At 60.0% G+C, this 24,862-nt stretch carries 26 protein-coding genes; 18 read left to right on the top strand and 8 right to left on the bottom strand.

What is annotated here, in order from left to right; translation table 11 throughout:
* Positions 1 to 42: 42 nt before the first annotated feature.
* From FQ320_RS17755 to FQ320_RS17730, 6 genes are all read right to left on the bottom strand, one after another.
* Positions 43 to 1,272, bottom strand: coding sequence for a type II toxin-antitoxin system HipA family toxin (locus tag FQ320_RS17755; RefSeq protein WP_148474656.1), 1,230 nt, complete (start codon positions 1,270 to 1,272; stop codon positions 43 to 45).
* Positions 1,272 to 1,658 (bottom strand): helix-turn-helix domain-containing protein, encoded by a 387-nt coding sequence (locus FQ320_RS17750; protein WP_148474654.1) that lies wholly within the window; start codon positions 1,656 to 1,658, stop codon positions 1,272 to 1,274. The genes FQ320_RS17755 and FQ320_RS17750 overlap by 1 nt, the downstream gene beginning before the upstream one ends.
* A 136-nt stretch (positions 1,659 to 1,794) precedes the next feature.
* Positions 1,795 to 3,210, bottom strand: coding sequence for a UvrD-helicase domain-containing protein (locus tag FQ320_RS17745; RefSeq protein ID WP_187393946.1), 1,416 nt, complete (start codon positions 3,208 to 3,210; stop codon positions 1,795 to 1,797).
* A complete protein-coding gene (locus FQ320_RS17740; RefSeq protein WP_148474650.1) occupies positions 3,203 to 4,936 on the bottom strand; it encodes an ATP-dependent endonuclease in 1,734 nt (577 codons plus the stop codon). Before FQ320_RS17740 ends, FQ320_RS17745 begins: the two co-directional genes overlap by 8 nt.
* A 55-nt stretch (positions 4,937 to 4,991) precedes the next feature.
* On the bottom strand, positions 4,992 to 6,857 hold the full coding sequence (locus tag FQ320_RS17735; protein ID WP_148474648.1) for a hypothetical protein: 1,866 nt from the start codon (positions 6,855 to 6,857) through the stop codon (positions 4,992 to 4,994).
* A gap of 14 nt (positions 6,858 to 6,871) precedes the next feature.
* Positions 6,872 to 7,102 (bottom strand): hypothetical protein, encoded by a 231-nt coding sequence (locus tag FQ320_RS17730; protein WP_148474647.1) that lies wholly within the window; start codon positions 7,100 to 7,102, stop codon positions 6,872 to 6,874.
* A gap of 366 nt (positions 7,103 to 7,468) precedes the next feature.
* Here FQ320_RS17730 and FQ320_RS17725 point away from each other — a divergent pair, with 366 nt between their 5' ends.
* The 12 genes from FQ320_RS17725 to FQ320_RS17670 all read left to right on the top strand — a co-directional run bounded on the left by FQ320_RS17725 (position 7,469) and on the right by FQ320_RS17670 (position 18,829).
* The gene (locus FQ320_RS17725) at positions 7,469 to 8,425 is read left to right on the top strand and encodes an ArdC family protein (RefSeq protein WP_148474700.1); all 957 of its coding nucleotides are present in this window, start codon (positions 7,469 to 7,471) and stop codon (positions 8,423 to 8,425) included.
* A 102-nt stretch (positions 8,426 to 8,527) separates the two neighbouring features.
* On the top strand, positions 8,528 to 9,154 hold the full coding sequence (locus FQ320_RS17720) for a class I SAM-dependent methyltransferase (RefSeq protein WP_148474645.1): 627 nt from the start codon (positions 8,528 to 8,530) through the stop codon (positions 9,152 to 9,154).
* 287 nt (positions 9,155 to 9,441) lie between these two features.
* Positions 9,442 to 10,212 carry a sensor histidine kinase gene (locus tag FQ320_RS17715; protein ID WP_187393945.1) on the top strand — a complete coding sequence of 257 codons (771 nt, stop codon included), beginning with the start codon at positions 9,442 to 9,444 and terminating at the stop codon, positions 10,210 to 10,212.
* Entirely contained in the window at positions 10,209 to 10,967 is a 759-nt protein-coding gene (locus tag FQ320_RS17710; RefSeq protein WP_148474641.1) for a LytTR family DNA-binding domain-containing protein, read from the top strand. The genes FQ320_RS17715 and FQ320_RS17710 overlap by 4 nt, the downstream gene beginning before the upstream one ends.
* A 235-nt stretch (positions 10,968 to 11,202) precedes the next feature.
* Complete coding sequence (locus FQ320_RS17705; RefSeq protein ID WP_222861633.1) at positions 11,203 to 11,733, top strand: putative immunity protein; 531 nt, start codon at positions 11,203 to 11,205, stop codon at positions 11,731 to 11,733.
* Between the two features lie 130 nt (positions 11,734 to 11,863).
* The gene (locus tag FQ320_RS17700; RefSeq protein WP_148474639.1) at positions 11,864 to 13,966 is read left to right on the top strand and encodes a ParB/RepB/Spo0J family partition protein; all 2,103 of its coding nucleotides are present in this window, start codon (positions 11,864 to 11,866) and stop codon (positions 13,964 to 13,966) included.
* A 60-nt stretch (positions 13,967 to 14,026) separates the two neighbouring features.
* A complete protein-coding gene (locus FQ320_RS17695; protein WP_148474637.1) occupies positions 14,027 to 15,109 on the top strand; it encodes a toprim domain-containing protein in 1,083 nt (360 codons plus the stop codon).
* A 336-nt stretch (positions 15,110 to 15,445) separates the two neighbouring features.
* Positions 15,446 to 16,387 (top strand): DUF2493 domain-containing protein, encoded by a 942-nt coding sequence (locus FQ320_RS17690; protein WP_148474635.1) that lies wholly within the window; start codon positions 15,446 to 15,448, stop codon positions 16,385 to 16,387.
* 167 nt (positions 16,388 to 16,554) lie between these two features.
* Complete coding sequence (locus FQ320_RS17685) at positions 16,555 to 16,995, top strand: hypothetical protein (protein WP_148474633.1); 441 nt, start codon at positions 16,555 to 16,557, stop codon at positions 16,993 to 16,995.
* Positions 16,996 to 17,130: 135 nt separating this feature from the next.
* Entirely contained in the window at positions 17,131 to 17,487 is a 357-nt protein-coding gene (locus FQ320_RS17680) for a helix-turn-helix transcriptional regulator (RefSeq protein ID WP_222861632.1), read from the top strand.
* Positions 17,484 to 18,014: an SRPBCC family protein gene (locus FQ320_RS17675; protein ID WP_148474629.1), complete on the top strand. Its 531-nt coding sequence runs from the start codon at positions 17,484 to 17,486 to the stop codon at positions 18,012 to 18,014. Before FQ320_RS17680 ends, FQ320_RS17675 begins: the two co-directional genes overlap by 4 nt.
* 17 nt (positions 18,015 to 18,031) lie before the next feature.
* Entirely contained in the window at positions 18,032 to 18,829 is a 798-nt protein-coding gene (locus FQ320_RS17670) for an SDR family NAD(P)-dependent oxidoreductase (RefSeq protein ID WP_148474628.1), read from the top strand.
* 157 nt (positions 18,830 to 18,986) lie between these two features.
* Here the strand turns inward: FQ320_RS17670 and FQ320_RS17665 are convergent, their stop codons facing one another.
* The gene (locus FQ320_RS17665; RefSeq protein WP_255509585.1) at positions 18,987 to 19,640 is read right to left on the bottom strand and encodes a TetR/AcrR family transcriptional regulator; all 654 of its coding nucleotides are present in this window, start codon (positions 19,638 to 19,640) and stop codon (positions 18,987 to 18,989) included.
* A gap of 147 nt (positions 19,641 to 19,787) precedes the next feature.
* Between FQ320_RS17665 and FQ320_RS17660 the strand changes: the two genes are divergently transcribed.
* Together FQ320_RS17660 and FQ320_RS17650 are read left to right on the top strand one after the other, a co-directional pair.
* On the top strand, positions 19,788 to 20,420 hold the full coding sequence (locus FQ320_RS17660) for a glutathione S-transferase family protein (protein ID WP_148474624.1): 633 nt from the start codon (positions 19,788 to 19,790) through the stop codon (positions 20,418 to 20,420).
* A 740-nt stretch (positions 20,421 to 21,160) separates the two neighbouring features.
* Positions 21,161 to 21,481 (top strand): DUF736 domain-containing protein, encoded by a 321-nt coding sequence (locus FQ320_RS17650; RefSeq protein WP_148474623.1) that lies wholly within the window; start codon positions 21,161 to 21,163, stop codon positions 21,479 to 21,481.
* 199 nt (positions 21,482 to 21,680) lie between these two features.
* Here FQ320_RS17650 and FQ320_RS17645 read toward each other — a convergent pair whose 3' ends face one another.
* Positions 21,681 to 22,280 carry a TetR/AcrR family transcriptional regulator gene (locus tag FQ320_RS17645; protein WP_148474621.1) on the bottom strand — a complete coding sequence of 200 codons (600 nt, stop codon included), beginning with the start codon at positions 22,278 to 22,280 and terminating at the stop codon, positions 21,681 to 21,683.
* Here FQ320_RS17645 and FQ320_RS17640 point away from each other — a divergent pair.
* The 4 genes from FQ320_RS17640 (at position 22,272) to FQ320_RS17620 (ending at position 24,809) form a co-directional block, all read left to right on the top strand.
* Positions 22,272 to 22,775 (top strand): VOC family protein, encoded by a 504-nt coding sequence (locus tag FQ320_RS17640; protein WP_255509584.1) that lies wholly within the window; start codon positions 22,272 to 22,274, stop codon positions 22,773 to 22,775. The two genes, FQ320_RS17645 and FQ320_RS17640, sit on opposite strands and share 9 nt — an antisense overlap.
* Positions 22,772 to 23,173, top strand: coding sequence for a nuclear transport factor 2 family protein (locus tag FQ320_RS17635; RefSeq protein WP_148474619.1), 402 nt, complete (start codon positions 22,772 to 22,774; stop codon positions 23,171 to 23,173). Before FQ320_RS17640 ends, FQ320_RS17635 begins: the two co-directional genes overlap by 4 nt.
* Entirely contained in the window at positions 23,170 to 23,484 is a 315-nt protein-coding gene (locus FQ320_RS26885) for an MmcQ/YjbR family DNA-binding protein (RefSeq protein WP_148474617.1), read from the top strand. The genes FQ320_RS17635 and FQ320_RS26885 overlap by 4 nt, the downstream gene beginning before the upstream one ends.
* Positions 23,485 to 23,985: 501 nt before the next feature.
* Positions 23,986 to 24,809, top strand: a protein-coding gene (locus tag FQ320_RS17620) for an IS5 family transposase (protein ID WP_148474615.1) whose coding sequence is annotated in 2 segments (ribosomal slippage) — positions 23,986 to 24,451 and positions 24,451 to 24,809 — 825 coding nt in all. Because the reading frame shifts where the segments join, the coding sequence is not laid out codon by codon here.
* The last annotated feature ends 53 nt before the right edge of the window (positions 24,810 to 24,862 follow it).

Here is a 24,862-nt window from a genome sequence, read left to right as displayed (position 1 = left end):
CTTTTTGAATGCCTCAATACAATGAATTGATGTCATTTGCCCCTATCTCGCTTTTGCCAAGGCTTTGTCAGCTTCTATGTGCTCAAACGCATCGGCGTATACTCGAACCTCATCAGAGGAGGCACCTTCACTGCGCAAGATCTGCTTCCAGTTCTTCGCGATTGTCTCAGCCATCTGTAGTGCCTGCTGCTCGGCATCAGTTGATGTCAGATCGAAAAACGCGCACGCCTCGAGCGCGACATCAAGCGAGGCGTCGAACGATCCGCCTTGAACGATACCGGTCTCCAGAATCTTGTGACGCGATGGTGAGGGGTTAATATCGAAGGCAGGCGACAGCCGCCACCGATCCCCGCCCGCATAGATGAAGCCGTGGTTCTTCAGATGATCGTCCTTGTTCGACACGAGGATCGTGAAGACGATCCGCCGCCAGAGCTCATGCAGGTCATCTACGGGCTTGCTGGAAATCTGCCGGATCACATCGGCGATATCCGTGTAGTAGCCGCCTTCGTCACCCTGCCAGTCCAGCGCGGTTCTCGCTGAAATATAGGGGATACGCGCCTCACCGCGCCGGTCGAACCGGCGGATTAGCGCGATCGGGCTGTCGCTGTCCCGCAGTTCCAGCTTCGCCTCGGCAACCCGCAATCCGCACATGGCCGCAAGTTTCAACGTGGCGACCTCTGCGCGTTCGACAGGCTTGGTGTCCTGCGCCGACGTGAACTTGGCAATCCAGAGGTGACCATCGCCCTCGACATTTGCCTTCGGACGCGCGCCGCCGAGCGAGCCGACAATACCGGCCAGATCGCGCGCCTCTTCCTCTGCGCCATTGGGATCGCGCTCGAACCGCTGGGCAAGCCCGCGCAACCGTTCAAGTTCGACCAGACGCGGGATCGGCGGCGTCAGGTCGGACAGCGGCTCCATGTCTTCGCCGAGAAACCGCAAGGCGCCCTGACGCGTGCGGTCATCGGACAGCACCAGATAATCGAACTCGCTGAGACCGCCGCCAAGCGCCCTGGTCATCAAAGCCCGCCCCCAGGCATCCGGTGCTGCGTCGGCAAAGCAGCCGGACAGTGCTGACCGCTTGTCCTCCTTGCCGGTGCTGAAGTGGCTGCCTTCGCGCATGGGCAATCCGGGCGACAGCGCAAAATGGTCGGATGCAACCAGCCATTCGTCGGCGTACTCAAACTGCGAATGCTGACGCCGACCGTCACTCTCAAAGCGCAGACGGCCGACGACACGCTTGCCTTCTCCAAGGGCGACGATCGCTTCCGGCATCAGAAACCGACCCCTTCTTCATCGTCCGCATCGGACCAGGGGGCTGATTGGCCTTTGCCGGATGGCAGCGATCCGGGTTTTCGTTTTTTGTCGATCCGCTTGGGGAGCGCTTCCCGATCGAGAAGCAGCCCGGTATCGTCGGACCCGGCATCGAGGAAGTCGGAAATGCGCTCGATCTCGCCGAGGACGAGGCAGGCCATCGCCAGCGTGCCGATGCTGACACCGTCGTCGCCTTTCTCCAGGCGCATAACGGTGCTTTCGGACATTCCGACCCGCTCGGCGAACCCCTTAACGGAGATGCGCCGCTTCAAGCGCGCCGTCTTGATGTTCGCGCCCAAAGCCTCAAGGGCCCGCCGTGCGTTCAACGATCTTATCTTAACTGCCATATTTGACGCTTATTATCAATTTAGAATTCAAATATGACAGCTAGCAGAGAAATAGCGCCAATACAACCGTGATCGAGATCCCGCCCATCCCAATCAGCAGCACGTGTGCAGAATAGAGCTTAGGGACAGTTCGGGGCTAGGCTTGTCTCACAATCACTGGATCTGTCGTACAGATCACGAGCTTTCGAGATCCCCGGGTCATAGCGACGTAAAGATCACGTGCATTCAGCAAGTCGGTGTCGATCACTACCGCTACATCGGCTTCCAATCCCTTGAGCAGCAAAGTACTGCCCACCGCTCGACGTGGCAGTGCGCGACCTTTGACGCGCGACTGCTCGCGAGCTCGCACCGCCATCTCATGAAAATCCTTCGCGTCGATGCAGCCGTTGAAGGCTTGGATTGCAGAACGCACCAATGATGGTCGCAACGGGAAGACGCCGGCTTGGCGATTGATCTCGACCAGCAACGTCACGGCTGCCGTCGGGCTTGGCGCTCGCGCAAACGCAAGTGCAGCCGCTTCTGCATCAGTTGGCGGTGATCGTTCCTGGGCGGCGAGAAGCACTCGCAACCTCTGCTTCATCTGTGCGGCACCCACACCGGTCATTGTCGAACCGGCGAAATCGATCAACTCATCCGCAGCGGTCACCCCATTAATATCGAAAGATGCCGCGAAACGGATAAAGTCCGTCAGATCGGCGTTCTCGACAACTACTGCGCCTCGCGCTCGTGCGGCGATCTCGCGATGCCGCGGAGGCCGTCTAGCGTCGCATACAATCAACACGCTCCCGCCCTCGACCGGCGCGCGCGTGTTGGCGGCCTGTGTATGCTTCTGGATGTCGTCGTCACCCGTCACCGAAATCAGCTCCACCTCAGGTGGCGCTTGGCGCAGGTCAATGGGCTGACCCAATTGAAGCGCGGCCCTCACAGCTAAGAGCCATCGTCCAAAGTCTTCGGTCCCGGCATTGCGCCAACGCCATGGAATATCGAGCTCTCCCGCAGCCGGAAAGCGTGACTGAACATCGGCCTGCCAATCGACGAGAACGTTGGTACCCCAACCGAATATGGCCTGCATGGGGTCGCCGAGAACGCAGGTCGGCAAGACTTCCGCAATCTTCGATACCATGGCGTGCTGTTCGACAATGCAGTCCTGATACTCATCAACAAACAGACGGGAATAGGTCGCCTGGAGTACGTCCCTGAGATGATCGCCAGCAAGAATATTGAGCGTCCCTTCACGGATCGCAGGATAGTCATCTCTTGGATTGTTGAGGTCCAGCGTCCCTTCCGCATGGCCACTGCGCAGCGGGAAGGTTCCAATGAGGCGCATTCCCCATCCGTCGATTGTTGTAATCCGAAACGCACGTTGCGAAACACCCATATGCGTCAGTCGGGCGCGGAGCGCCGCAACACCGGCATTTGTGTGCGTCAGTATCAGAATCGGTTTGGGATCGACGTGGCGCTGCAACGCCGACGCTATGAGATGCGTTTTCCCGCACCCAGCAGGCGCGGAAACGCTGCCGCAAGTGATACTCAGCAGATCGATCTCAGCCATGCGGAGTTTGCGCCCATCCGAGAAGTGCATTCACGCGGTTCTGAAAGTCCTCACTGACATTTCCGAAGTTCGGTGCCAGAATATAGCGTGCCACATGTTCCATCCGGCCAACCGTTTTGAACCAAGGGTTTTTCTTGGTGGTGCATGCTGTGACAATCATATCTCGCTGAGCAGGTGAGATTACATGTTGCGGCGAATGAAGAATTGCACGGAGGTTCTCGATTGTTTCCTGGTTGGCTGACGCTGATCGAACATGCGCCGCAATCATCTCCTGACCATGTTCTGCAATGGCGTAATCCAAGAGAACCAAAAGTGTCGCATCTCCTGTATTGCTGATAATTGCTGACTCCAACGATTGCCCGGCAGGCCAAGTAAATGTGGTCCCCGCTGCCTGATGGAAAGCAGCTTCAATTTGTGCGTTGGGTACCAGATCAGCGTCGCAAAATACCGCAGCGCGATACCCCAGCTTCATGAACTCCGTTGCCTTTTCGTACAATCGGTCGGGATGACCGCCACCGCCATCAACTAGGGCGACGCCACAGGCAAAGATCGAGGGTCGACCATTGGCAGCGCAGTGTTGTTCAAAGCCCCTTACAAACCCGATTTCAGACGCTCCCTCACAAACCAGAACCGATGGAGCCAGAAAAGCTTCGGGTGCGCTGCGCAGCGTCCCTTGTGCAGCATCAGGAACCAAACGTGCGACGTGCTTGCTTTCTGACTTCCGCAACACACGAAGCTGTTTTGCGGCAAGTTCCCTCAAAACGATTGGTGAGTGTGTCGTTGCGAAGACTTGTTGCGGCGGCACCTGTTCCTTCGCCCCTAAAGACCCCAATAACCGGATGATCCGATGCGGTTCCAGACCGTTTTCAACCTCGTCGACCAGCAGGATAGACGATACCGCTGCCACTTCGCGTTGCAGGCCCGCAATCAAGAGGCGCGTCGAACCTAGGCCAAGGCCGCGCAGGGGCACGCCGTGTTCGTCGTGCAGCGCGATGGATCCGCCCGTCACAGAAACAGAATGTGTGTCGAGAAGCGCCTGCGCTTTCGCGCCGATCAGGATGCCGAGTTCATCGGCCGCCTTCTTGACTTTGGCCAACGCATCTCCCAACTGTGCGTCGGCATCATTGCCAAAGGCTTTCCGAGCCTCTCTTGCAGCTTGTGAAAGTGCCAAGGACGCATCAGGTTTCTCTTCGCTCAAACGACCTAACACCGACCCACGTCGCCATGCGAGATTGTGATCAGACGTTGCGCCTAGCCGGGTTGGTGCAAGATTGAGCCGATCCTTCCAGTTAAGATTGCGTTCGCTACCCTTCTCATCTGCCCGATCCGATCTTAGTCTCCAGCGCGGTTCGAGATCGCCAGCAATTTCCAAATTCAACGACAGAACAGTTTCCAATCCATGCCCTGGCTCGTCTTCGATCGTTCCTAGTAGTTCGTCGTACCCGCGCAGATATTCGCCGTAGGCCTCATAATTTCTCAGGCTATCGGACAAGTCGCCTAGAGTCAGTGTGACCGAAATCGGCGTCTCGACGTCAATCACATGAAAATCGGCGTCCGTAATCGGGATGGTTCGACGGGCTCCAAGACAAAGATCGATCGCATCCAGAACGGTACTTTTACCGGAGTCACCAGAACCGATCAGGCAATTGACCCCCGGCGTGGGATACCATTCCAACGATTTGATCGACCGGAAGTGTGAAATCTCGACTTTGCGAATGACCGCCATGGTGCCCTCCTTAACGGCCTCCGCCAATTCTTAATTCTTCTCGCTGCCTTTTGACCTAGGCTGCATTCTCTTCTGGCACGTCCGCCGTTTTGATCAGTTCCTTGGCGTACCGCTTCGCTTGCGAGATGCTCTGCTTGTAATCGTCAGCGGCAAGCGACAGCGATTCAGGAGAAGTGGCACGGTCTAAATCATCACTTGACCAGTCTTCTGAAAGGCGTTTGCTGATCGCATAGCAAGTCGCCTTTCCAACACGGAACGCCATGAATTTGCGGGAGGCTTTGAGAATCGCAGAACGCACCACCTCCGGCTCACCGGACATGCGCAGTTCCGCATCAAGCTCGATGGCCATACGCTCGACGACGGAGTAAAGACCGTTCACGAACAGCGTTTGGGCGTCTTTGTAAAAGCGCCCAGCACGGCCTTTCAGATTTTTCTCGGCGATCTCCTCAGGATCGATGAGGATCTTGATCTCCGGCACGCGTTCCAGGGATTGAGCGGAACGTGAGAGTTTTGCCCCCTCGGGCGCCTTACGGACCTTCTTGTGCTTGGCGCGTTGGCTCTTGTTCGGGTCGCCCTTGGTACCACTCTTGTCGGTGTCCTCACCCGTCTCTGCGAAATCCGTATCGAGATCGACTGGGTCGGACGTTTCGCTGCCTTCGGCGGTATCTTCCGTCCGAGATGCTGCCTGGCGACGCGACGGACTCAGGGTAGCGGTGGGGACGCGGAACTCGTCGAGGAGTTTCTGAAGGTCGGTTTGGAGATCATCCAAATTGTCATCAGAGGACGGCGACTCGGAGCGAATAACATCCCTAACCCATTCCGGCATGAGTTCGCGGACATATGCGTCGAAATCTTCGGCAATCATTGAGGATCGATCATCTGGCCATGTCAATCCGTCACGATACTGATTTGGCATAGCGATCGTGTCGGCAAGTTCGATTTCAATGGTGAGGACCTTAGAGCCGAACGGGATCCCGAAGTTTGGGGCTGCGGCCGACCAAGCCTTCTTCGATTTGATGTCATAGCGCTCCCCCTTGTGCACCAGCGCGCAAAATGTAGTGGAACTCGTCGCTGGATTGGCGAGCGCGCTGAGGGAATGGCTGTGCCGCTCATGCTTGGGATCGTGAATATAATGCACCGTGATCTCGCCACCCGGTGCTTCGACCCTCTCATGATTAGGCAATTCATCGACTATATCTTCAAGAGTCTTGAGCCGGCGCGTACGTCCCGTCTCACCCTTGCCGCCGCCTTTGGTCATGGCGACATCGACGCGAACTTCGACTCCCTCGCCGAAACGGGCAAAACGCCGAAAGATTGCCGACGCGATGAAGCTACGGTCTAGGCTTTTTCCTTTGCCCAACGGTTCGGCAACGGTGTCATGATCTTCGCTTTGCCCGATAAGCAGGACTTCCGTCCAATCGAAGTTGATGTCCTGCCCCGCTTGACGCGCCACATCGGTGACGTCGTAGACCGTGTCGTAGCTGCCATCGGGCAATTCTACGGGAAAGCGGACATAGGTGCCCTCGTCGGCGTCAAAGCCGATCGTGACCTCATTAACGACGCCATTCTTGCAGGACCGATAGCGAATGCCCTCCCGGGACATCGTTAGGCCAGAGACTTTGGCTCCGATCCCAAAGTTACCATCAAGCGCCATCTCTTTGTTGACGGAAGAAGACAGATCCGTAGCTAGCTTCAACTCCGCGTCGTCCATGCCAAGGCCCGTATTCCAGAAGGTCAGCTTGCGCACTCCAGAGATCATCGTGGGATAGATTTCGATACGACGGTTTCCCGCTTCCGCCTGAACAGCGCTTTCGTCGGCGTTCTTGAAGAACTCGCGCACGAGCGTGCTCACGGGCGCCTGTTCGATCAGCCGGTTTATGAGAAAACGCTTGTCGCGAATGTTAAGTGGTTCGGCCTTCATAGATTGTTTGCCCCCTACAGCTTGAATTTGTCAGCGCCGTCGCCGGAGGTTGATCCGAACTTTCGCTCAATGTCGTTCGTCGCGTCTCGAAGAACCTTGATGATCTTCTTCACGTCTGCGTCGTCATACTCGTATGCGCGGCGGTTCGACAGATTGCCAAGCTTGCGAATTGCATCAAGCGCGGACTGAGTTCGCCCTTCGGCCAAGCGAACAAATTTCTCTCTTTTTTCATCGCCTTTAGCCATCGAATCGTCACCATTTTCAGAATATTATGATGAAATTCAGATAATAGCCTTACCTTTATCGTCAACAGTGTATCGAATTTCATCACATATATCGGACGATGTTCATCACATTGGTCGGAATATCGTCATATTGTGGCGGCATGTTATGGAATTTTGTGCGGTTCCATGAACGGAAAATCCGCCCACCGCTGCATGCAACTCTACCTGCTGAGCAGCGTGTTTTGTAATTTCAGGTGAAAGCCTTCCCCTGCGGCCGAGCCTGTAGTCTCGCCCGACTCTTTCGAGAGGGAGAGTGCGGACGGGTTTGCCGTGACGGGTCTAGAGCTGGAGGAGAGGCTTCCGGCGCCCGTCACGGAGTATCCCGTGATGTCCCAACGAAAATCCCGGTTCACAAAGGACCGGACGAACCTCTATGACGAAATTACCACCAAGATCATCGGCGAGCTGGAGGCGGGCCGCGTGCCCTGGGTCCAGCCCTGGGGAACGGCGGCCGCCAAAGCGCCGCTCGCCACTCCCAACAATGCCGCGACCGGCCGTGGTTACTCCGGCATCAACATCCTCATCCTCTGGGGCGCGGTCATCGAACACGGCTTTCCCGGCCAGAGCTGGCTGACCTTTCGCCAGGCGCTCTCGCTCGGCGGGAATGTCAGGAAAGGCGAACGTGGCACCACCGTCGTCTATGCCGACCGGTTCATCCCCGACGATGAGAAAAGGCGCGCCCGCGAGACCGGAGACGATCCGCAGGCGATCCCGTTCCTGAAGCGCTTCACCGTCTTCAACGCGGCGCAATGCGAGAACCTGCCCGAAGAGGTTGCCGTTGCCGCACCACCTACCCCACCCGGTCTGATCGCGCCAAGGGTCGAGACCCTGATCGAAAGGACCGGCATCGATTTCCGGATCGGCGGCAACCGCGCCTTCTATGCACCCACCCATGACTATGTGCAGGTGCCGCCCCCGCAGGTCTATTTCGAACCAATCAACTGGCACCGCACCGCGCTGCATGAGCTCGGGCACGCGTCAGGCCATCCGTCCCGGCTCGGCCGCGATATGTCCGGCTCGTTCGGGTCGAAGGCATACGCGTTTGAAGAACTCGTCGCGGAAATAAATGCGGCCTTCTGCTGCGCCTCGCTCGGTATCGTGCCGACGGTGCGCCATGCCGATTATATCGGATCCTGGCTCGACGTCTTGAAAGAGGACAACCGCGCCATCGTCCGGGCGGCCAGTCAGGCCAGCAAGGCGGCGGATTATCTGCTCGGGTTTCTGCCAACACCCGAACCGCAAGACCCGGTCGCTGCGGCGGAGGTCGCCCGTGCGAATGCGTGACCGAGCAGTTCACCGACCTCAAGGGACCATTGCCCGATCCGGCCTCGAAAAGACCGGGCGAACCGCGTATTTTGAAGTCTGAACCCAACAGAGACTATTCCGATGAATTCGCACTCTTCAACCCAGGCCGCATACGACCATTTCACGCCGCCGCTCTATGACCGCCTCCATGCCCGCTTTCTACGGCTGTCCGGCGGCGAGGGTCAAAGCGCCATCGAAGGGGCGGTCACCGCGTTGTTGCGACCGGGCATGCGTATTCTCGACGCCGGATGCGGAACGGGTCGCCTTGCACGGCGGCTCCTGGAGACGGAGCCACAGCTCGATATGACCCTGCTGGATTGCAGCCCCAAGCTGCTGCGCGCGTCCTGCGACCTTCCCGTTCGCCGCCTCTATGGCGACCTCACCAACCTCGCCTTGCCCGATCGGCACTTCGATCTGACGCTTGCGCTCTGGGTCGTCGAAGCGAGCGGCGACCCGCTCCGCTCGATCCATGAACTCCTGCGCATCACACGGCCCGGTGGCCATGTCGGGCTATTGTTCTGTGCACGGACCGAAACGAGTGACATGATCGACCGCATCGTGGAACGCGCGGTCATTCTCAAGGGCACCGGCCAATTCCTCCAGACCGACGCGGTCGTGGACGAACTCGTCGCCAGCGGCGCCGATCAGATCCGACGGCTTGCATGCCGTGGCCCTGCAACGGCGCTCCTCGCCCGCAAAGGAGCCTGACCATGACCGGGTCCGACCGTTTACCCTCTCGACAGCGCGGCTTCTGGCAGAACGGCCGGGTCATTGCGATCACCCTCACAGGCATGGCTCTCATCGCCTATAGCCTCGGATTTCGGGCGGCATCCTTTCCATGGGCCGACGCCATCGGGGCAGCCACGGCCCATGTCATCCCGGGGGCGATCGCCTGTATAGCGGCCTGGCTTCTTCAGTCATGGATCACCGGCAGGAGGCCGATCTGGCTGGCGCACGGACTTCTCGCGATCGGAACCGGCCTCTTCTGGCTCGCGATGACGCTGGCGATCACGCTCATCACCAAACCCGACATCTTCGGGCATGTCGCCCGCGCAGCGTCGCCCGGAACGCTGATGTCGGGCCTCTTCGTCTATACCGTGATCGCTTTCATCTTCACGCTTGTCCGGACCCGCCAACATGCGGCGGAAAGTGACGCCGCACGGGTCAGAGCCGAGCTCGCCGCCGTCCGCGCCCGCGTCGAGCCGCATTTTCTCTACAATACCCTTGAGACGATTGCGGGACTGATCCGGCACCAGCCGGACGCCGCAGAGACCGCGATCGGGCAACTCGGCCGCTTGCTGCGCAGGGTGCTCGATGTGACCGGACAGGAGGCCGGTGATCCTCTCATCGCATTGCAGGAGGAGTTGATTCTGGTGCGCGACTATCTTGCCATCGAACAATTGCGCCTCGGCGATCGGTTGCAGATCATCGAGAAAATCGACGCCGATACGCACGATCTGGGGTTTCCCGCTTTCTGCCTGCAGGTGCTGGTCGAGAATGCGATCCTGCACGGCATCGCGCCGAAACCGGACGGCGGAACCATCTCATTGACCGCAGCGCATCAAGGCGGCCAGCTTGTCGTGACCGTGTCAGATGATGGCCTTGGCGCGGAAGAAGCCGCAATAATGCGTGGCGGCCTCGGTCTCAGCCTGCTGCGCACGCGGATTGAGGCGCATTTTCCGGGCGCGACCACCTTCGATGTGGCGGCGTCCCCGGGCCGCGGCGTGTCCGTCAGAATTGCCATACCGGCGGTGGAGGCGGAATGAGGATCGACGACAATTCTCTGCATTGCCTCGTCGCCGATGACGAACCGCATATCCGCGACCGAATCTGCCGTCTGGCGGAAGCGGCCGGCCTGAAGGTTGTCGCCAGCGCCGGCAACGGAACCGATGCGCTGCACCTGATCCTGCAGCACGAGCCCGCCATCGCGTTTCTCGATATCCGCATGCCGGGTATGGACGGGTTGCAACTGGTCCACCGGCTCTCCGCCATGGCCCGGCCGCCGGTCGTTGTCTACGTCACCGCCCATGACGAGCACGCAATTGCGGCGTTCGAGCTTTCGGCCATCGATTATGTCATGAAACCCGTGGAGGCCAAGCGCTTCGGGATTGCCGTCGACCGCGCTAGGGCCATCGTTCAGGCATCGACGGCGCGCGACGCTTTGGATCGTCTGAACGGTGCGCTGGCATCCGAACGGCCCGAGCGTCTGACATTGCGCAGCGGGTCGAAGCTCGTCTCGGTCCGCCCCGCCGATATCCTGCGCTTCCAGGCGGTCGACGACTATGTCGAGGCCCATCTCGCGTCCTCGTCGCACCTGCTTTCGGTCACGATGAATGCCATGGAGCAGACCCTTTCCCTCCCCTTCCTGCGGGTGCATCGCTCCCACATCGTGAATGTCGATCACATACGTGTCTGGTCCACTGGCGGCGGTCGGGCGTCGATCGAGATGAGTGACGGTATCCTCGTGCCGGTTTCCCGGTCCCGCAAGGACCGGGTCCAGGACATCGTCGCTGATCGGTAACGGTTCCTGCCGAGGGCAGACAGCACCATTTCGGAACCGCCGATCGCGAAGTCACTGATCGCTTCGGTGCGCGGGTCCGGTTTGCCGCCGAACGTGATCGAGGCTGCACATCACCCCTCCGATTTGGTGACGTACGAACCTGTGAACTGAACCCGAATGAAGACCAGACCGAGCGCGGATAATGTACACGGCTCCAAATGGTTGTAAATTCAGCCGCATGACGGATGGGCCCAAGATGATCGACCTCAGCATGACCGAACTCCGGGCGGTGGCCGGCTTCGCGGCAGCCTGCGCGCGGCCCGTTCTGGCGATCTTCGAAGGTGACCGCCCCGACGACAGGCGTCCGCGCGCTGCAATCGACGCGGCCGAGGCTTTCGCAAATGGCGCCAAGCGGTCGAAGTCGATACGTGACTGTGCATGGGCAGCCCAGCTGGCCGCCCGCGATGCTCGAGACGCGGGACAATCAGCAGCCAGTGAGGCTGCGCGCGCCGCCCTCGCCGCGGCAGGTGCGGCGTTTCTCCATCCGCTCCCCAATGCGACCCAGGTCAAACATATACTCGGATCAGCCGGTCACGCCGCACGAGCGGTCGAACTCTCCACCGGCAGTTCTCGGGATGCAGGAATTGCTCAGATCGCGCAGTCACACGCCCTTGCGCCACCGGTCGTGATCGACGTCCTCCAGCGCTACCCACCAGCCCCTTCGGGCGGTGGGCGGGTAGGAGATTTGATACGCCAATTGGACGCATCGCTCCGGCTCAACTCCTGACCATGGTCGGGTTTTCTTCGGGGTTGCGCTCGGCGGCTCCGTAGGGAGAGAGGGAGAGGAGTGAGGGGGTTTTCGTAACGGGTTGGAGGTCGAGAGAGAGGCTCCCGGCCGCCCGTCGCGGAGAAAACCGATGACCACGAAGAACCCCAATTCGAAGATCGCGCTTAGCGTGTCGCGCGACATTCCCTTCAACAAGCTGGTGCTGTCCCAGTCGAACGTGCGGCGAATCAAGGCCGGCGTCGCGATCGAGGAGCTGGCGGCGGATATCGCCCGGCGCACGCTCCTGCAGAGCTTGACCGTGCGGCCCGTCCTCGACGCGGACGGCGCGGAAACTGGCATGTTCGAGATCCCGGCCGGTGGGCGGCGCTACCGCGCGCTCGAACTGCTGGTGAAACAGAAGCGCCTGACCCGGACCGCACCCATCCCCTGCGTGATCCGCACCGAGGGACTCGCCGAGGAGGACAGTCTCGCCGAGAACATTCAGCGGGCACCGCTGCATCCGCTCGACCAGTTCCGCGCCTTCCAGGCGATGCGGGAGAAGGGCATGGGCGAGGAGGAGATCGCCGCCGCGTTCTTCGTCTCGGTCCATGTCGTCAAGCAACGGCTGCGACTGGCGTCCGTTAGCGAGACCCTGCGCGACGCCTATGCCGCCGACGAGATGACCCTCGATCATTTGATGGCGTTCACGGTCAATCCTGACCATGCGCGCCAGGTTCAAGTGTGGGAGGCGATCAAGGACTCTTATACCAAGCAGCCCTATCAGATCCGGCGCATACTGACCGAAGACGCGGTGCGAGCGTCGGACAAGCGGGCGCAGTTCATCGGCATCGACGCCTATGTCGAGGCAGGCGGTGCCGTGATGCGCGACCTGTTCGAAAGCGACGATGGCGGCTGGCTCGAGGATATCGGCCTGGTCGATATGCTCGTGACCGAGAAGCTGAATGAGGAGGCCGAGGCGATCCGGGCCGAAGGCTGGAAATGGATCGAGGTCGGTCTCGATTTCCCCTACGGCCACACCTATGGGCTGCGGCGTCTTTTCGGCGAACAGGAGCCGCTCACCGATGAGCAGCAGGCGGCGCGCGACGCGTTGCAGGAAGAACTCGACAAGCTCGAGGCCGAGTATGCCGATGCACCGGAGCTGCCCGACGAGATCGACGAACGCCTGGGTGAGATCGAGACGGCGATCGACGCCATCGACGATCGTCCGCTGGTCTACGATGCCGATGAGGTCTCGCGCGCCGGTGCGTTCATCAGCATCAGCCCGAGCGGTCACCTGCATGTCGCGCGCGGATTCGTGCGGCCCGATGATGAGTTGCCGGTCGCGCCGGACGCCGATGAGACGGAGACGTCCAGCACCGGTGACGGTGAAACCGAGGCTGGCGGATCGCAGTCTGTCGATCCTGCCAACGAACCGGATGAGGATGAAGGCCTGAAACCGATCCCCGACCGGCTCGTCACCGAACTGACCGCGCATCGCACCGTGGCACTAAGGCTTGCGCTCGGCGGATCCTTCGACACGGCGTTCCTCACCTGTCTGCACAAGTTCGTGTTGGATCAGTTCTACGGCCACGCGCAGGACAGCTGTCTCGAACTCTCGGCGAAATGCATCTATTTCGGATCGCAGGCGCCGGGCCTGGGTGAAACGCCCTATGCCATCGCGCTCAACGAACGGCATGAGGCCCTCGGAAGCAACCTGCCGAACGATCCCGATAAGCTGCGGGACCATCTGGACGCGCTTGATAACGACACGCGTCAGGCGCTGTTCGCGCATTGCGTGGCCCTGACGGCGAACGCGACGGTGGAGACCTACAACCGCAGGCCGCGGGCGATTGCTGACGCCGACCGGCTGGCGGCCACCGTCGGTCTCGACATGGCGGCCGCGGGCTGGAAGCCGACGGCCGAGGCCTATCTCGGCCGGGTCACCAAGGCGCGCATTGCCGCTGCGGTGGCCGAGGTGAAGGGCGACAAGATCGCATCCGACCTCGAAGCGCTCAAGAAAGGCGCGATGGTCGCACAGGCGGAGGAATTGCTGGCCGACACCGGCTGGCTGCCCGAGCCGCTGCGCACGCCGAAAGAGACCGTCCAAGTGCCATCCGATGATGCTGCAGGCGGTGAAGCTGCAGGTGGCGCACCATCGGCGGCAAACGACGGCGAAACGGCCATGGACCAGGAAGATGATCCCGCCGACACTGAAGAAGCGGGACAGGATGACGAGATGGTCGCCGCCGAATAAAAAACCTCCCACAACTGGGCTCGCCGAAAGGTGGGCCCCTTTTTCTTTGGAGGTATCGTCATGGCACGATCAACATTGGAACTGACAGAAGTCCTGGCCCGCAATGCCGAGGCGGTATGCCGGCACTATTTGCCGAAAGGTCGCCGTGAAGGAAACTACTGGATGGTCGGCGATGTCCGCGGCACGCCCGGTCGGTCAATGTTTGTGCGCCTGAAAGGATCGGACAGCAGCAAGGGAGCAGCAGGCAAGTGGACCGATGCGGCCACCTCCGAACATGGCGACCTGCTCGATATAATCCGCGAGAGCTGCGGGCTCTCCGATTTCAAGGACGTTGCCGACGAAGCGCGGCGATTTCTCAGTCTGCCTCAGCCTGAATCGCAGACCGGTCCGAATCCGCGACCCGCATCAGTCCCCACCGGATCACCCAAAGCCGCGCGGCGGCTCTTTGCGATGGCCCAGCCGATCGTGGGCACACTTGCGGAAACCTATTTTCAAAATCGCGGCATCACGGCTTTGCCCGAGACCGGAAGCCTGCGGTTCCATCCTCGCTGTTATTATCGACCTGACCGCCATTCCGAGCCCGAGATATGGCCCGCGCTTGTTGCTGCGGTCACCGATCTCGAAGGCACGATCACCGGCGCGCATCGCACCTGGCTTGATCCGGATGGCTTCTCGGAGGCGACCCTCGGCAAGGCACCGATCGACACACCGCGCCGCGCGATGGGCAACCTGCGCGGCCATGCAGTCCGGTTTGGCGTGACTCAGGATGTCATGGCAGCCGGCGAAGGCATCGAAACCATGCTGTCGCTGAGGATGGTCCTGCCCAGGATGCCGATGGTGGCCGCGCTTTCGGCAGCCCATCTCGCCGCCCTCCTGTTTCCTGCATCCCTGCGCCGCCTCTATGTCGCGCGTGATGACGACCCGGCCGGAGACGGAGCGATGGAAGCTCTGATCGACAGAGCATGCAAAGCCGGTATCGAGCCGATCACCTTGTCGCCGCGGCTCGGAGACTTCAACGATGACCTGCGCCTCCTTGGCATTGATGCACTTCGAAGCGCAGTGAGGGTCCAGATCGCCCCGGAAGATGTCGACCGTTTCATGGACGATGCGCCCTGGGCCGGACGAAAGGTCGTGACAGGCTGATCGGTCCGTGTCGCGATCGCTCAGGGATATTCACCTGCATTCGAAGAGACCCGCGACCTCGGCCTTCTTGAGTGGGCGACAGAACGGCAAACGGCGCTGACCGGCAATGGCTGCGTCCGGTTCTTTTCCGGCGGCGGCCCACCACCCCAGCGACACCTCGCATGGGGGCCCCGGATGGCCCGCCTTTCCATCGCGAGCCAAAAGAACCGGTCTCCGCCATCCTCCGCTGCGCTGCGGCCCTCCCGCTTCGCGTCCGGGTGCAGGTCCGCCCCGCCCACCGTCTTTCGTCGCCATGAAGGCCGCGGCGGTCGCGGTCACCCGACGAAGGAGCATCCCATGTTTACTGATCCCGACAACACCCATGACGAGCCGCATCACAGCGCATCTCCTACCGACGCGATCTGCACCGACCTCCAACTGTACGGCTACCGGCATTCCGAGAACGATCCCGACCCCCGCGACGTGCCCGAAGACCACCGGGTCGAAGCCGCCGTCGCCGACATCTTCGACGCCCTCGTGGCGACCATGGCGGACACCAGCCTCGATCACGATCTCGACGAATTGCTCTGGTCGGCGGTGAATATGTTCCACCGCGCCACCGACCGGATCGAACGCAAACTCGACGACAACGAACAGGCGCAGAAACGCCGCCAGCGCGAACAGGACGGCTCCGAGGTCAAATCCGTCCAGCTCGAACATCTGATCGGCGTCGGCCAGTCACTCCTCGAACGCCGTGACTGCATGGAGGTCTATCGTGACAGCGCCGCCGATCATTATCTCCGCCTGACCGGGTCCCCCTGGTCTCAGCGATCCGGGTCACGCGTGAACCACCGCAACCTCACCTCCGCGATGATCGACAGCCGCGACTTCCTCGCCGCGAAGAGGCGCGCCGACACGGAAGTACATCTACCGCAAGGTACGAAGATCGCCTTCACCGGCGGGCTCGACTTCAACGATCACCGGCTGATCTGGGACACGCTCGACAAGGTCCATGCCAAACATGCGGACATGGTCCTGCTGCATGGCGGATCGCCCAAGGGCGCGGAACTGATCGCCGCCAAATGGGCCGAGACTCGCAAGATCGCGCAGGTCGCCTTCAAGCCCGACTGGACACGTAATGGCAAAGCGGCCCCGTTCAAGCGCAACGATGCGATCCTCGATACCCCGCCGATTGGCGTCATCGTCTTCCCTGGCACAGGCATTCAGGACAATTTCGCCGACAAGGCGCGCAAGCTCGGTATCAAGGCCTGTGATTTCCGCAAAAAGGGTGGCGCGTGAGCGCCACCCCAACATCAACGCCAAACCGACCGGTTTGCCAGATGGTCTCTGTTGCGGAACCAACGAATACGCTCCCAATTCCTGCCGTTTTCTGTTATGAAAACGCTGCGTCAAGGTGGTGGTGGAAGGCGCACCCGTCCAACGTTTTTTGCACGGAGCCAGTCACCATGCTCTTTCTCAACATCCTACTTCTGGTCGGAGTCATCGGCACACTGTGCTGGCTCCTGTTTACATTTGCCGTCTACGCGCTTCCGCTGTTTGTCGGTGTTACCGTCGGCATATGGACCTATGGCACCGGAGCCGGATACATCGGCGGCTTCATCGTTGGCGCCGTCGCCGCCGGTGCAGTTGCCATTCTCGGGCAACTCATTTTAGCCTTCGCGCGCCCGCTCTGGATTCGCCTGATCGTCGCACTGGTGTTTGCCGGACCGGCCGCCGTTGCTGGGTATGCCGCTACCCATGGGATCGCCAAATACCTCATACCGTCCGAAGGCTGGCAGATGGCGTTCTCCATTATCGGTGCGGGCGCGGTGGGCATCACCTCCTTGTTTCGGATGGCGGGAGCCGCATCATCCGAGCCGGACTTCGAACGAGCGAGCGGTTCTTGAGGGCGACGTTGAACGATGACAAAAGCTGGTTCTTCGCACCAATGAAGGTCGTGCACCAAATCATTATACTTTCTTGTTGAATGATGATCGTATCTTATTTAATTATACCGTATGGTTGAACGAGAATCACACTCCATGGACGAGATATTTCAGGCTTTCAGCGACGGCACCCGGCGGGCGATGCTCCGCGACCTCGCGACGGGCGAGCGTACCGTCGGTGAATTATGCGAGCCCTTTCCCATGACGCTCGCCGCAGCGTCGAAACACATCCGGGTCCTCGAGAAGGCCGGACTCGTCCGCCGCGAAATCCGCTGGCGGACCCATGTCTGCCACCTTGAAGCGACACCTGTGAAGCAGGCACTCGAGGAATTGGCCTTCTACGAGCGGTTCTGGACCAGCCGCCTCGATACATTGGAACACATGCTGCGAGAGGAAGATGCGCAGACCATGCAGCCCGCACTCGCCGAACCATGCGAGGGAGACCAGACATGACTGAGCAAGACGACGTCGACCGTTTCGCTAAAATGACCGACAACTCGACGCTGGTCATCCAGCGCTGGCTTCCCGGTCCGGCGGACCGGGTTTGGCGGTACCTGACCGACAGCGACCTTCGACGGAAATGGCTGGCCGCCGGAGGAATGGACCTCGTTCCGGGCGCGCCGCTGGAACTGGTCTGGCGCAACGACACCTTGAGCGATGCCGACGACACCCGCCCTTCGGGATTTGCCGAAGAACAGCGTATGCAAAGCAGTATCGTCGCGGTCGATCCGCCGCGAATGCTGACAATCGCCTGGGGCAAAGGCGACGTGACCTTCATGCTGAAGGAGAAAGGCAACCGCGTCCTGCTAACGGTCACGCATCGCGGCCTCGACGACCGGAACATGCGCCGGATGACCGCGCCGGGATGGCATATGCATCTCGACATTCTTTCCGCCGAGCTCTCCGGCGTAGAACCCGCTTCCTTCTGGTCGGGCTGGTCGGAGCTTCAAGCACTTTACGACGATCGACTTCCAAAATGACCAAAGGGAGAAATGCCATGTTGGCGGAAAACAAAACAGCGATGATTTTTGGCGGTAGCGGTGCGATCGGCAGCGCGGTCGGACACGCCCTCGCGCGCGAAGGAGCGCATGTCCATCTCGGTGCACGAACCGAGGAAAGATTGCGGCGCGCAGCGCTGGTCATTCGTGCGGAAGGCGGAAAGGCGGACACGTTCAAGGTCGATGCGCTCGATGAACAGGCGACATTGAATCAGACAGCCCGGCTGGCCGAGCGCACTGGCGGAATAGACATCGTCGTCAACGCCACGAGCTTCATGCATGATCAGGGCAAGGAGATCGGCGAATTGTCAATGGCCGAGTTCATGCAGGGCATGGTCCCGTTTATGACGTCGCTCTTCAACATCTCCAAGGCAGTTGCGCCCCATATGGGCGGTGAGCGCGGCGGAACGATCATTAACGTGGTGGCCCCGGGCGGCCGCATGGCGGCACCTGGACATCTCGGCCATATCGTCGCCTGCGCTGGCATCGAGGCCTTTACGAAGGCGCTCGCCAGCGAACTCGGGCCGCGAAACATCCGCGTCCTCTGCTTGCGGTCGCATGCGATCGCCGATGCGCTGGAGGCCGGGTCCTATACCGGAGAGCTCTTCGCACCCAAGGCCCAGGCGATGGGGCTGTCGGTGCAGGACTGGCTCGGCGGGGCGGCCCAAGGCACGATGTTGAAGCGCTTGCCGACGCTTTCGCAGGTCGCCGAAACCATCGCCTTCCTCGCCTCGGAACATGCGGGGGCCATGACCGCATCGGTCGTCAACATGACCGCCGGGCTGACGACAGAGTGAATGACCGCCGAGGTCGCAGTGGAAAGCGAGCGGTATGTGGACAGGATCTGCGCGCGGCGCTTGATGCGCCTTGACCTGCGCTGACGCTAGGATCGGCACCGGTGTTTCCAAGGACATTTGCGACGTCAGAATATGCCCGCTTGCAGACACCTTCAGATCAACGGCGCCTTTCAATCTGGCGATCAGCGACAGAGTACTTCGCCATGAACAGATCGACGGTTTGCTCGGCGTGCTTTTCCATCTGTCGCTTCGTCGGGATCGCGGCGTCGCCGAGGTGCATGACTTCGCTTGTCGGGCCACCCATGAGAAGCCAATTGAATTGCTCCGCTGCTAGCTTCGGGTCGGTTATCGAAAGCTCTCCGATGGCCGCGAAATGCGTGAAGGCCTCTGTGAGGCGTTCGATCGCGCGTCCCGGCCCTTCCCTGTAAAGCGCCACGCCGAGTTCCGGAAACCTGCCGCTCTCACCGATGACCATCCGTCGTAGCTGCATCAATCGTGGCGTCAGGACTGTCCGCAACTGCTTGATGGAGAACCTGCGAAGCCAGTCTTCCGAATCGATCCCGTCCGGCAATTCATCCACGTCGCGGTTGATGCTTCGCGTCGCAGCGCCAGCCAAGGCATCGACGACTTCGTGGAACAGTGTCTCCTTGCTTTGGAAGCGGCTGTAGATGGTCTGAACCGACACGTCTGCCTGTGATGCGATCTGATCCATCGTCGCGCCAAGAAAGCCCTCCTTCAGGAAGACGTCCGCCGCAGCCGCGACGATCTTGGTGCGGCTGCGTTCAATGCGTGTTTGCGCGCCGTTCGACACTACGGATTCTCCTCTCACGCACCAACCTTGCCGCCGCCAGTTGACACCGTTAAATGGAACGTTCATTCTAATCTATATCAGCCGTCGGCTGGACTCAAGCGCTTGGAGCTTGTGCCAGATACGATCATCGCGAAAGGACCTGTCTGAATGAAACTCTACGGAACACCCCCCACGCGCGCCCTACGCGCGATCTGGCTGATCAACGAGTTGGAGATCGACTGCGAGATCGTAGAGGTCGACATGGGTATTGGGGAGCACAAGAACCCCCAGATGCTGGCATTGAACCCCACTGGAAAGCTGCCGGTCCTGGTCGACGGCGACGACGTCATCAGCGAATCCTGTGCAATTCAGCTCTACCTCGCGGAAAAATTCCCGGAGAAAGGCTTCATGGGAGCCAACCTGTCGGAACGCGGTCAGATATATCGCTGGATGTTCTTCCTCGCGACCGAGATCGAGCAGCCTCTCTGGCGTGTCGGACTCCATACAAGGATGTACCCGGAAGATGAGCGCCTCGCAGCTGACGTTCCGCTTGCGAAGCGCGACGGGGAGGCGATGATCGCTGTCCTGGAGGACCACATGAAGGACCGTGAGTTTATCGTGGGCGACCGGCTGAGCGTCGCCGATTTCAACGCCGCCTATACCCTGAACTGGGCAAGAGAAGGGGGCATCCTGGGTGACGCGCCAGGACTGAACGCCTATGTCGAGAGAATGTACACGCGTCCTAAAGCGCCCCCGACCATCGAAGAAGCTTGGGACGAATTGAAGCGTCAGATCGCGTGACGGCTTACGCGCGCTCAGACTAAACGTTTGTCGAGGAAACCAACCGAAGGGCCGCAAAGCCTCGCCGGACTGAAATTGAACCACGCCAGCTTTCTTCGAGCATGCCTCAGTTCCGCCCGAGTCGGGAGAGGCGCGTGCTGGCGGCGCTTGATTGTCGAGCGCTGCTGGAACGGGACGTAGGTGGCTGAGCCTTCGTTCACACGGCTTCTTTGCTTGCCGAATGAGGGGGGACGGCATGGTGTCCAGTTTCCACCGAGGCGCGGGAAATTCGTGTCGCGAGCCTTCGGGTGGGCTGACGAAAGCTTGGCCGGCCACGAAGCGCGGTGTCGGCTTCCTCGCAAAACCTGACTGCTTGGTTTCAAAGACAGACTGATCGATCCTGATATAGGTGCCGATGACCGGTGCAATTCTCAAACAGCCAGACTCACTAGTGCTCTTCGATTGCCAAGTTCTCCGTGAACATCTTGCATCTTTGTCGACCGCTCCAAACGGCCTCTTCAGTGGGCTGATCTGGCCGAAGGGCGGCTTCGCCTCGACCGCCTAAGGCTCAACGGCGCACGTCAACTTTCTTCCCCTGTCGGCTGCGCCGCCATTCCTCGCGACGACAAGAATGTCTCCGTTCGCCGTCCTCCACTGACGTTGCGGCCCTGTAGGTGAGCCGTCGGTCGCCTCCGGCCTCTCGATCGCCATCGAGGCCGCAATGGTGCGGGCTTGAAAACATCTGATCAAGGAGAATTACCATGGCAACCATCGGCACCTTCAAGAAGTCCGGCAACGAATACACCGGCGAAATCGTCACCCTCAACGTGCAGGCCAAGAACGTCCGCATCGTTCCCGAAACCGGCCAGACCAGCGAGAACGCCCCGAGCCACCGCGTCCTTGTCGGCCGCGCGGAAATCGGAGCCGCCTGGTCCAAAACCTCCAACGAGGGCCGCGCCTACCTGGGCCTCAAGCTGGACGATCCGAGCTTCACCGCTCCGATCTACGCCAACCTCTTCGACGACGAGGACGACGCCTACAGCCTCATCTGGTCCCGTCCCGACCGCCGCAACGGCGACTAAGCGACCAGTTCGACGCCCCGCCCGGACGATCCGGGCGGGGCGTTCCGATACTCTAAAGGGCTTGCCGCAGTTCATCGGCGCCTGATTTGCGGGCAACAAGCTAACCCTTGGGACGTCGCATCGTGACACGTCAAAGGCAGGATTCGGCACGGCGCTCGATCACCTGATTGCTCTGAGCGATTGACCCCAGCTAGCCAGACTATGGACCCGATTGGCATTTCAGGAGTTCGACCGCCTTCTCCACCAGCGCTTCCGCAAAACCGACGTCCAACGGACGATGGCCAACAAGTAGCCGGTAGAAAATGGGCGCGTAGATCATGTCCAGCACGACTTCGATATCCGACGGCGTCTGGATTTCGCCGCGCTGCACTGCCGCGTCAAGCAGTTGCCGACCTGCCTCGCGCCCTGAGAGGATGATCCGGTTGCGAAACGCACGGGTCATCTCGCTGTCCGGATCCGCCGAGGCCAAAGCCAACGCAATCTGCCGACCGCGGGTCGTTGCGAAAACCTGAACGATGTCTTTGATCTGGCGCATGAGGGCATCGCCAAGGCCGCTCTGCTTCTTGGCGGCTGCAATTTCGGGGTGACCCTCCATAAGTGCCGCCATGGCAAGTTCGCTGGCATTAGCCCAATTGCGATAGATCGTTGGCTTGCCCACACCGGACCGGGCCGCGACTGCCTCAATCGAAATGCGACCCAAACCATCTTGCATCAATATCTCGTATGCGGCCGCCAGCGCCTTGCGCCGGGCGGTTTTGCTGGGCGGACGACCGCGGAGCTTGGGACTGTCTTGACTCATTTCATTACGAGTCGTAACGTAAATATAAGATCACATCAAGAGGAGGATTACTCGATGGTCAGAACTCTCGTCCCTTATCTCGTTGCAAAGGATGCCGCGCGCGCCATTGAATTTTATCGCAAGGCGTTTGGAGCTGTGGAAGTCTTCAAGATGGTCGACCCTGGTGACGGGCGCGTCGGCCATGCGGAACTGACCATTGATGACAGTCAGTTCATGCTGGCTGACGAGTATCCTGACTTCGGCGCGGTCAGCCCGGACACGATTGGCGGCTCGCCGGTCACACTTCATCTGTCAACGGAAACGGTTGATACCGATGTGGAACGTGCCGTCGCGGCCGGTGCTCTGCTTCTACGCGCACCCAAGGATCAGTCCTTTGGCGAACGCAGTGCGACCCTGCAGGACCCATTCGGCCATCGCTGGATGCTCTCCCAAACAATCGAGAAGATCACACCAGCCGAAATGCAGTCACGCTGGGACGAGGAAACCTCAGCATGAACAAGGACATCAATGAGCAGCTTGAGGCCGCCGAGCAAGCTTTCAGCGCGGCCATGATCAGCAATGATCCGGATGCCATCCGGCAATGCATTACGGACGACTGGATACTCGTCACCCCGGAAAGCGGCCCCGTATCAGCAGAGAAGCTTCTGGACTTGATCGCTGCGGGCAATCTCACCCATGACACGATGACCAAGACGACGTATCACAGGCACATCCTGGGCGACGTCGCGACTGTCACCGGTCGCGGTCAGAATTCCGGCCGGTTTCATGGCGAACCCATATCAGCGGACGAATGGATCACGGATGTCTACCAGAAGGTGGATGGCACGTGGCGCTGCGTGTTGACCCATCTTGCACCTGCCCTTGCCAAGCCTGAGGTGCGAATCGCCCAATGACAACGGGGGAGACATTTCGTGAGTTGGCGCTTTCACTCCATGGCACGGAGGAAGTGGCACATTTCGACAGACGGGCCTTCAAGGTTCGCCGAATATTCGCCTCGCTTGGGCCGGACGGGGACACTGCAAACCTTTACCTCACGCCATTCGAACAAGAGCAGTGGTGCGAACTTTTTCCTGAAGCATTCGCGCCCGTCTTTAACAAGTGGGGCTCCAGAGGTTGGACACAGGTTAGGCTTGCTCAAATCAAGTCAGTCGATCTTCATGCCGCATTGCGTCGCGCATGGTCAAACTGTGGCGGCGCGGAATGAAACTGGTTGTTGAAACGCCCTTGGTGGTGAACTGACAAAGTTGAGCTTCTCGGTGCGGGGCCGCGCGACCATCTCAGACGACCGGGGCAGCGAAGACTTCAGCATTATCTGGTCCCGCCCAATCCTCCGTAACGGGGATTGGGTGGCCATTTCGACGGCCCAACCGAAAATCTCGGGCTGGGCTTTCCACACCATGGACCGACCGCATCGAGCCCTTCTGCGACCTTAGCATCGAGGCTCCGGAACCGTGCTGCGGTCCCGGAGCCAGTTTGACCTATATCGTTAGGCCGCCTGCCCTCCGAATGGCAACCTGAACCGGCGACGGTGGCAGGGCCGGATCGAAGCCCATGGTGGGTAACAGCGGACGTTGCGCCATGAACCGTGGCTCTTGTCCACAGTGAGGCTGCGCTGCATGGACCACTAAGAGCCCGATTTAAAACTAGTTGAGTGAGTTCAGTGGGTTGTGATTCTATTCGGTTATGAATCTGAACGGAGATCCCAATGGCCTGGACTGAACTCACCCGTCGTCAACATGACCGAAATGGCGATAAGTACGCAAGTGATATGAGCGACGCCGAATGGGCGCGGATCGCGCCTTTGACGCCACCGCCCAAGACAACTGGTAGGCCTCGTACAACATGTTTGCGCGACGTAGTCGACGCGCTGCTCTACATTGCAACGACCGGCTGCCAATGGCGCATGTTGCCCAATGACTTCCCACCGGTTTCAACAGTGCGGAGCTATTTCTACGCGTGGCGCGATGACGGCCTGCTTGATGAGATGAACCGTAACCTGGTCGAAATGGCACGTCTGGCCGAGGGCCGAAAAGCCCAGCCAACAGCCGGGATCATAGATAGCCAGAGCGTAAAAACCACTGAAAGCGGTGGGGTTAGGGGCTATGATGCGGGCAAACGGATCAAGGGGCGCAAGCGTCATATAATAACCGATACGGTTGGGTTGTTGATAGTTTTGTGGTCCACAGCGCTGGAATTCAGGACCGTGATGGCGCACCCGATGTGCTGAAAACGATCGCGTCGCGCTATCCATCATTGCGAAATGTATTTGCGGATGGCGGGTATGCAGGGCCCAAACTGCGAGACGCGTTGAAAGCCGTCGGCCAATGGACCGTCCAGATCGTCAAACGCTCTGATACCGCGGAGGGCTTTGAAGTGCTGCCATGGCGATGGGTCGTCGAGCGCACCTTCGCTTGGCTGAACCGATGTCGCCGCCTGTCGAAAGATTGGGAAAAATCCATCGCCAGCGCTGAGGCTTGGATCCTCATCGCATACATTAGACGCGTCACGCGGCATCTCGCAAAAAGCTGAAATTAAACAAATAGTTTTGAATCGGCCTCTAAGAGCCTGATTTGAAACTAATT

The sequence above is a fragment of the Oceaniovalibus sp. ACAM 378 genome, assembly GCF_008085915.1.
Classification (GTDB): Bacteria; Pseudomonadota; Alphaproteobacteria; order Rhodobacterales; family Rhodobacteraceae; genus Oceaniglobus.
This window is presented reverse-complemented; position numbering and strand designations above follow the sequence as displayed.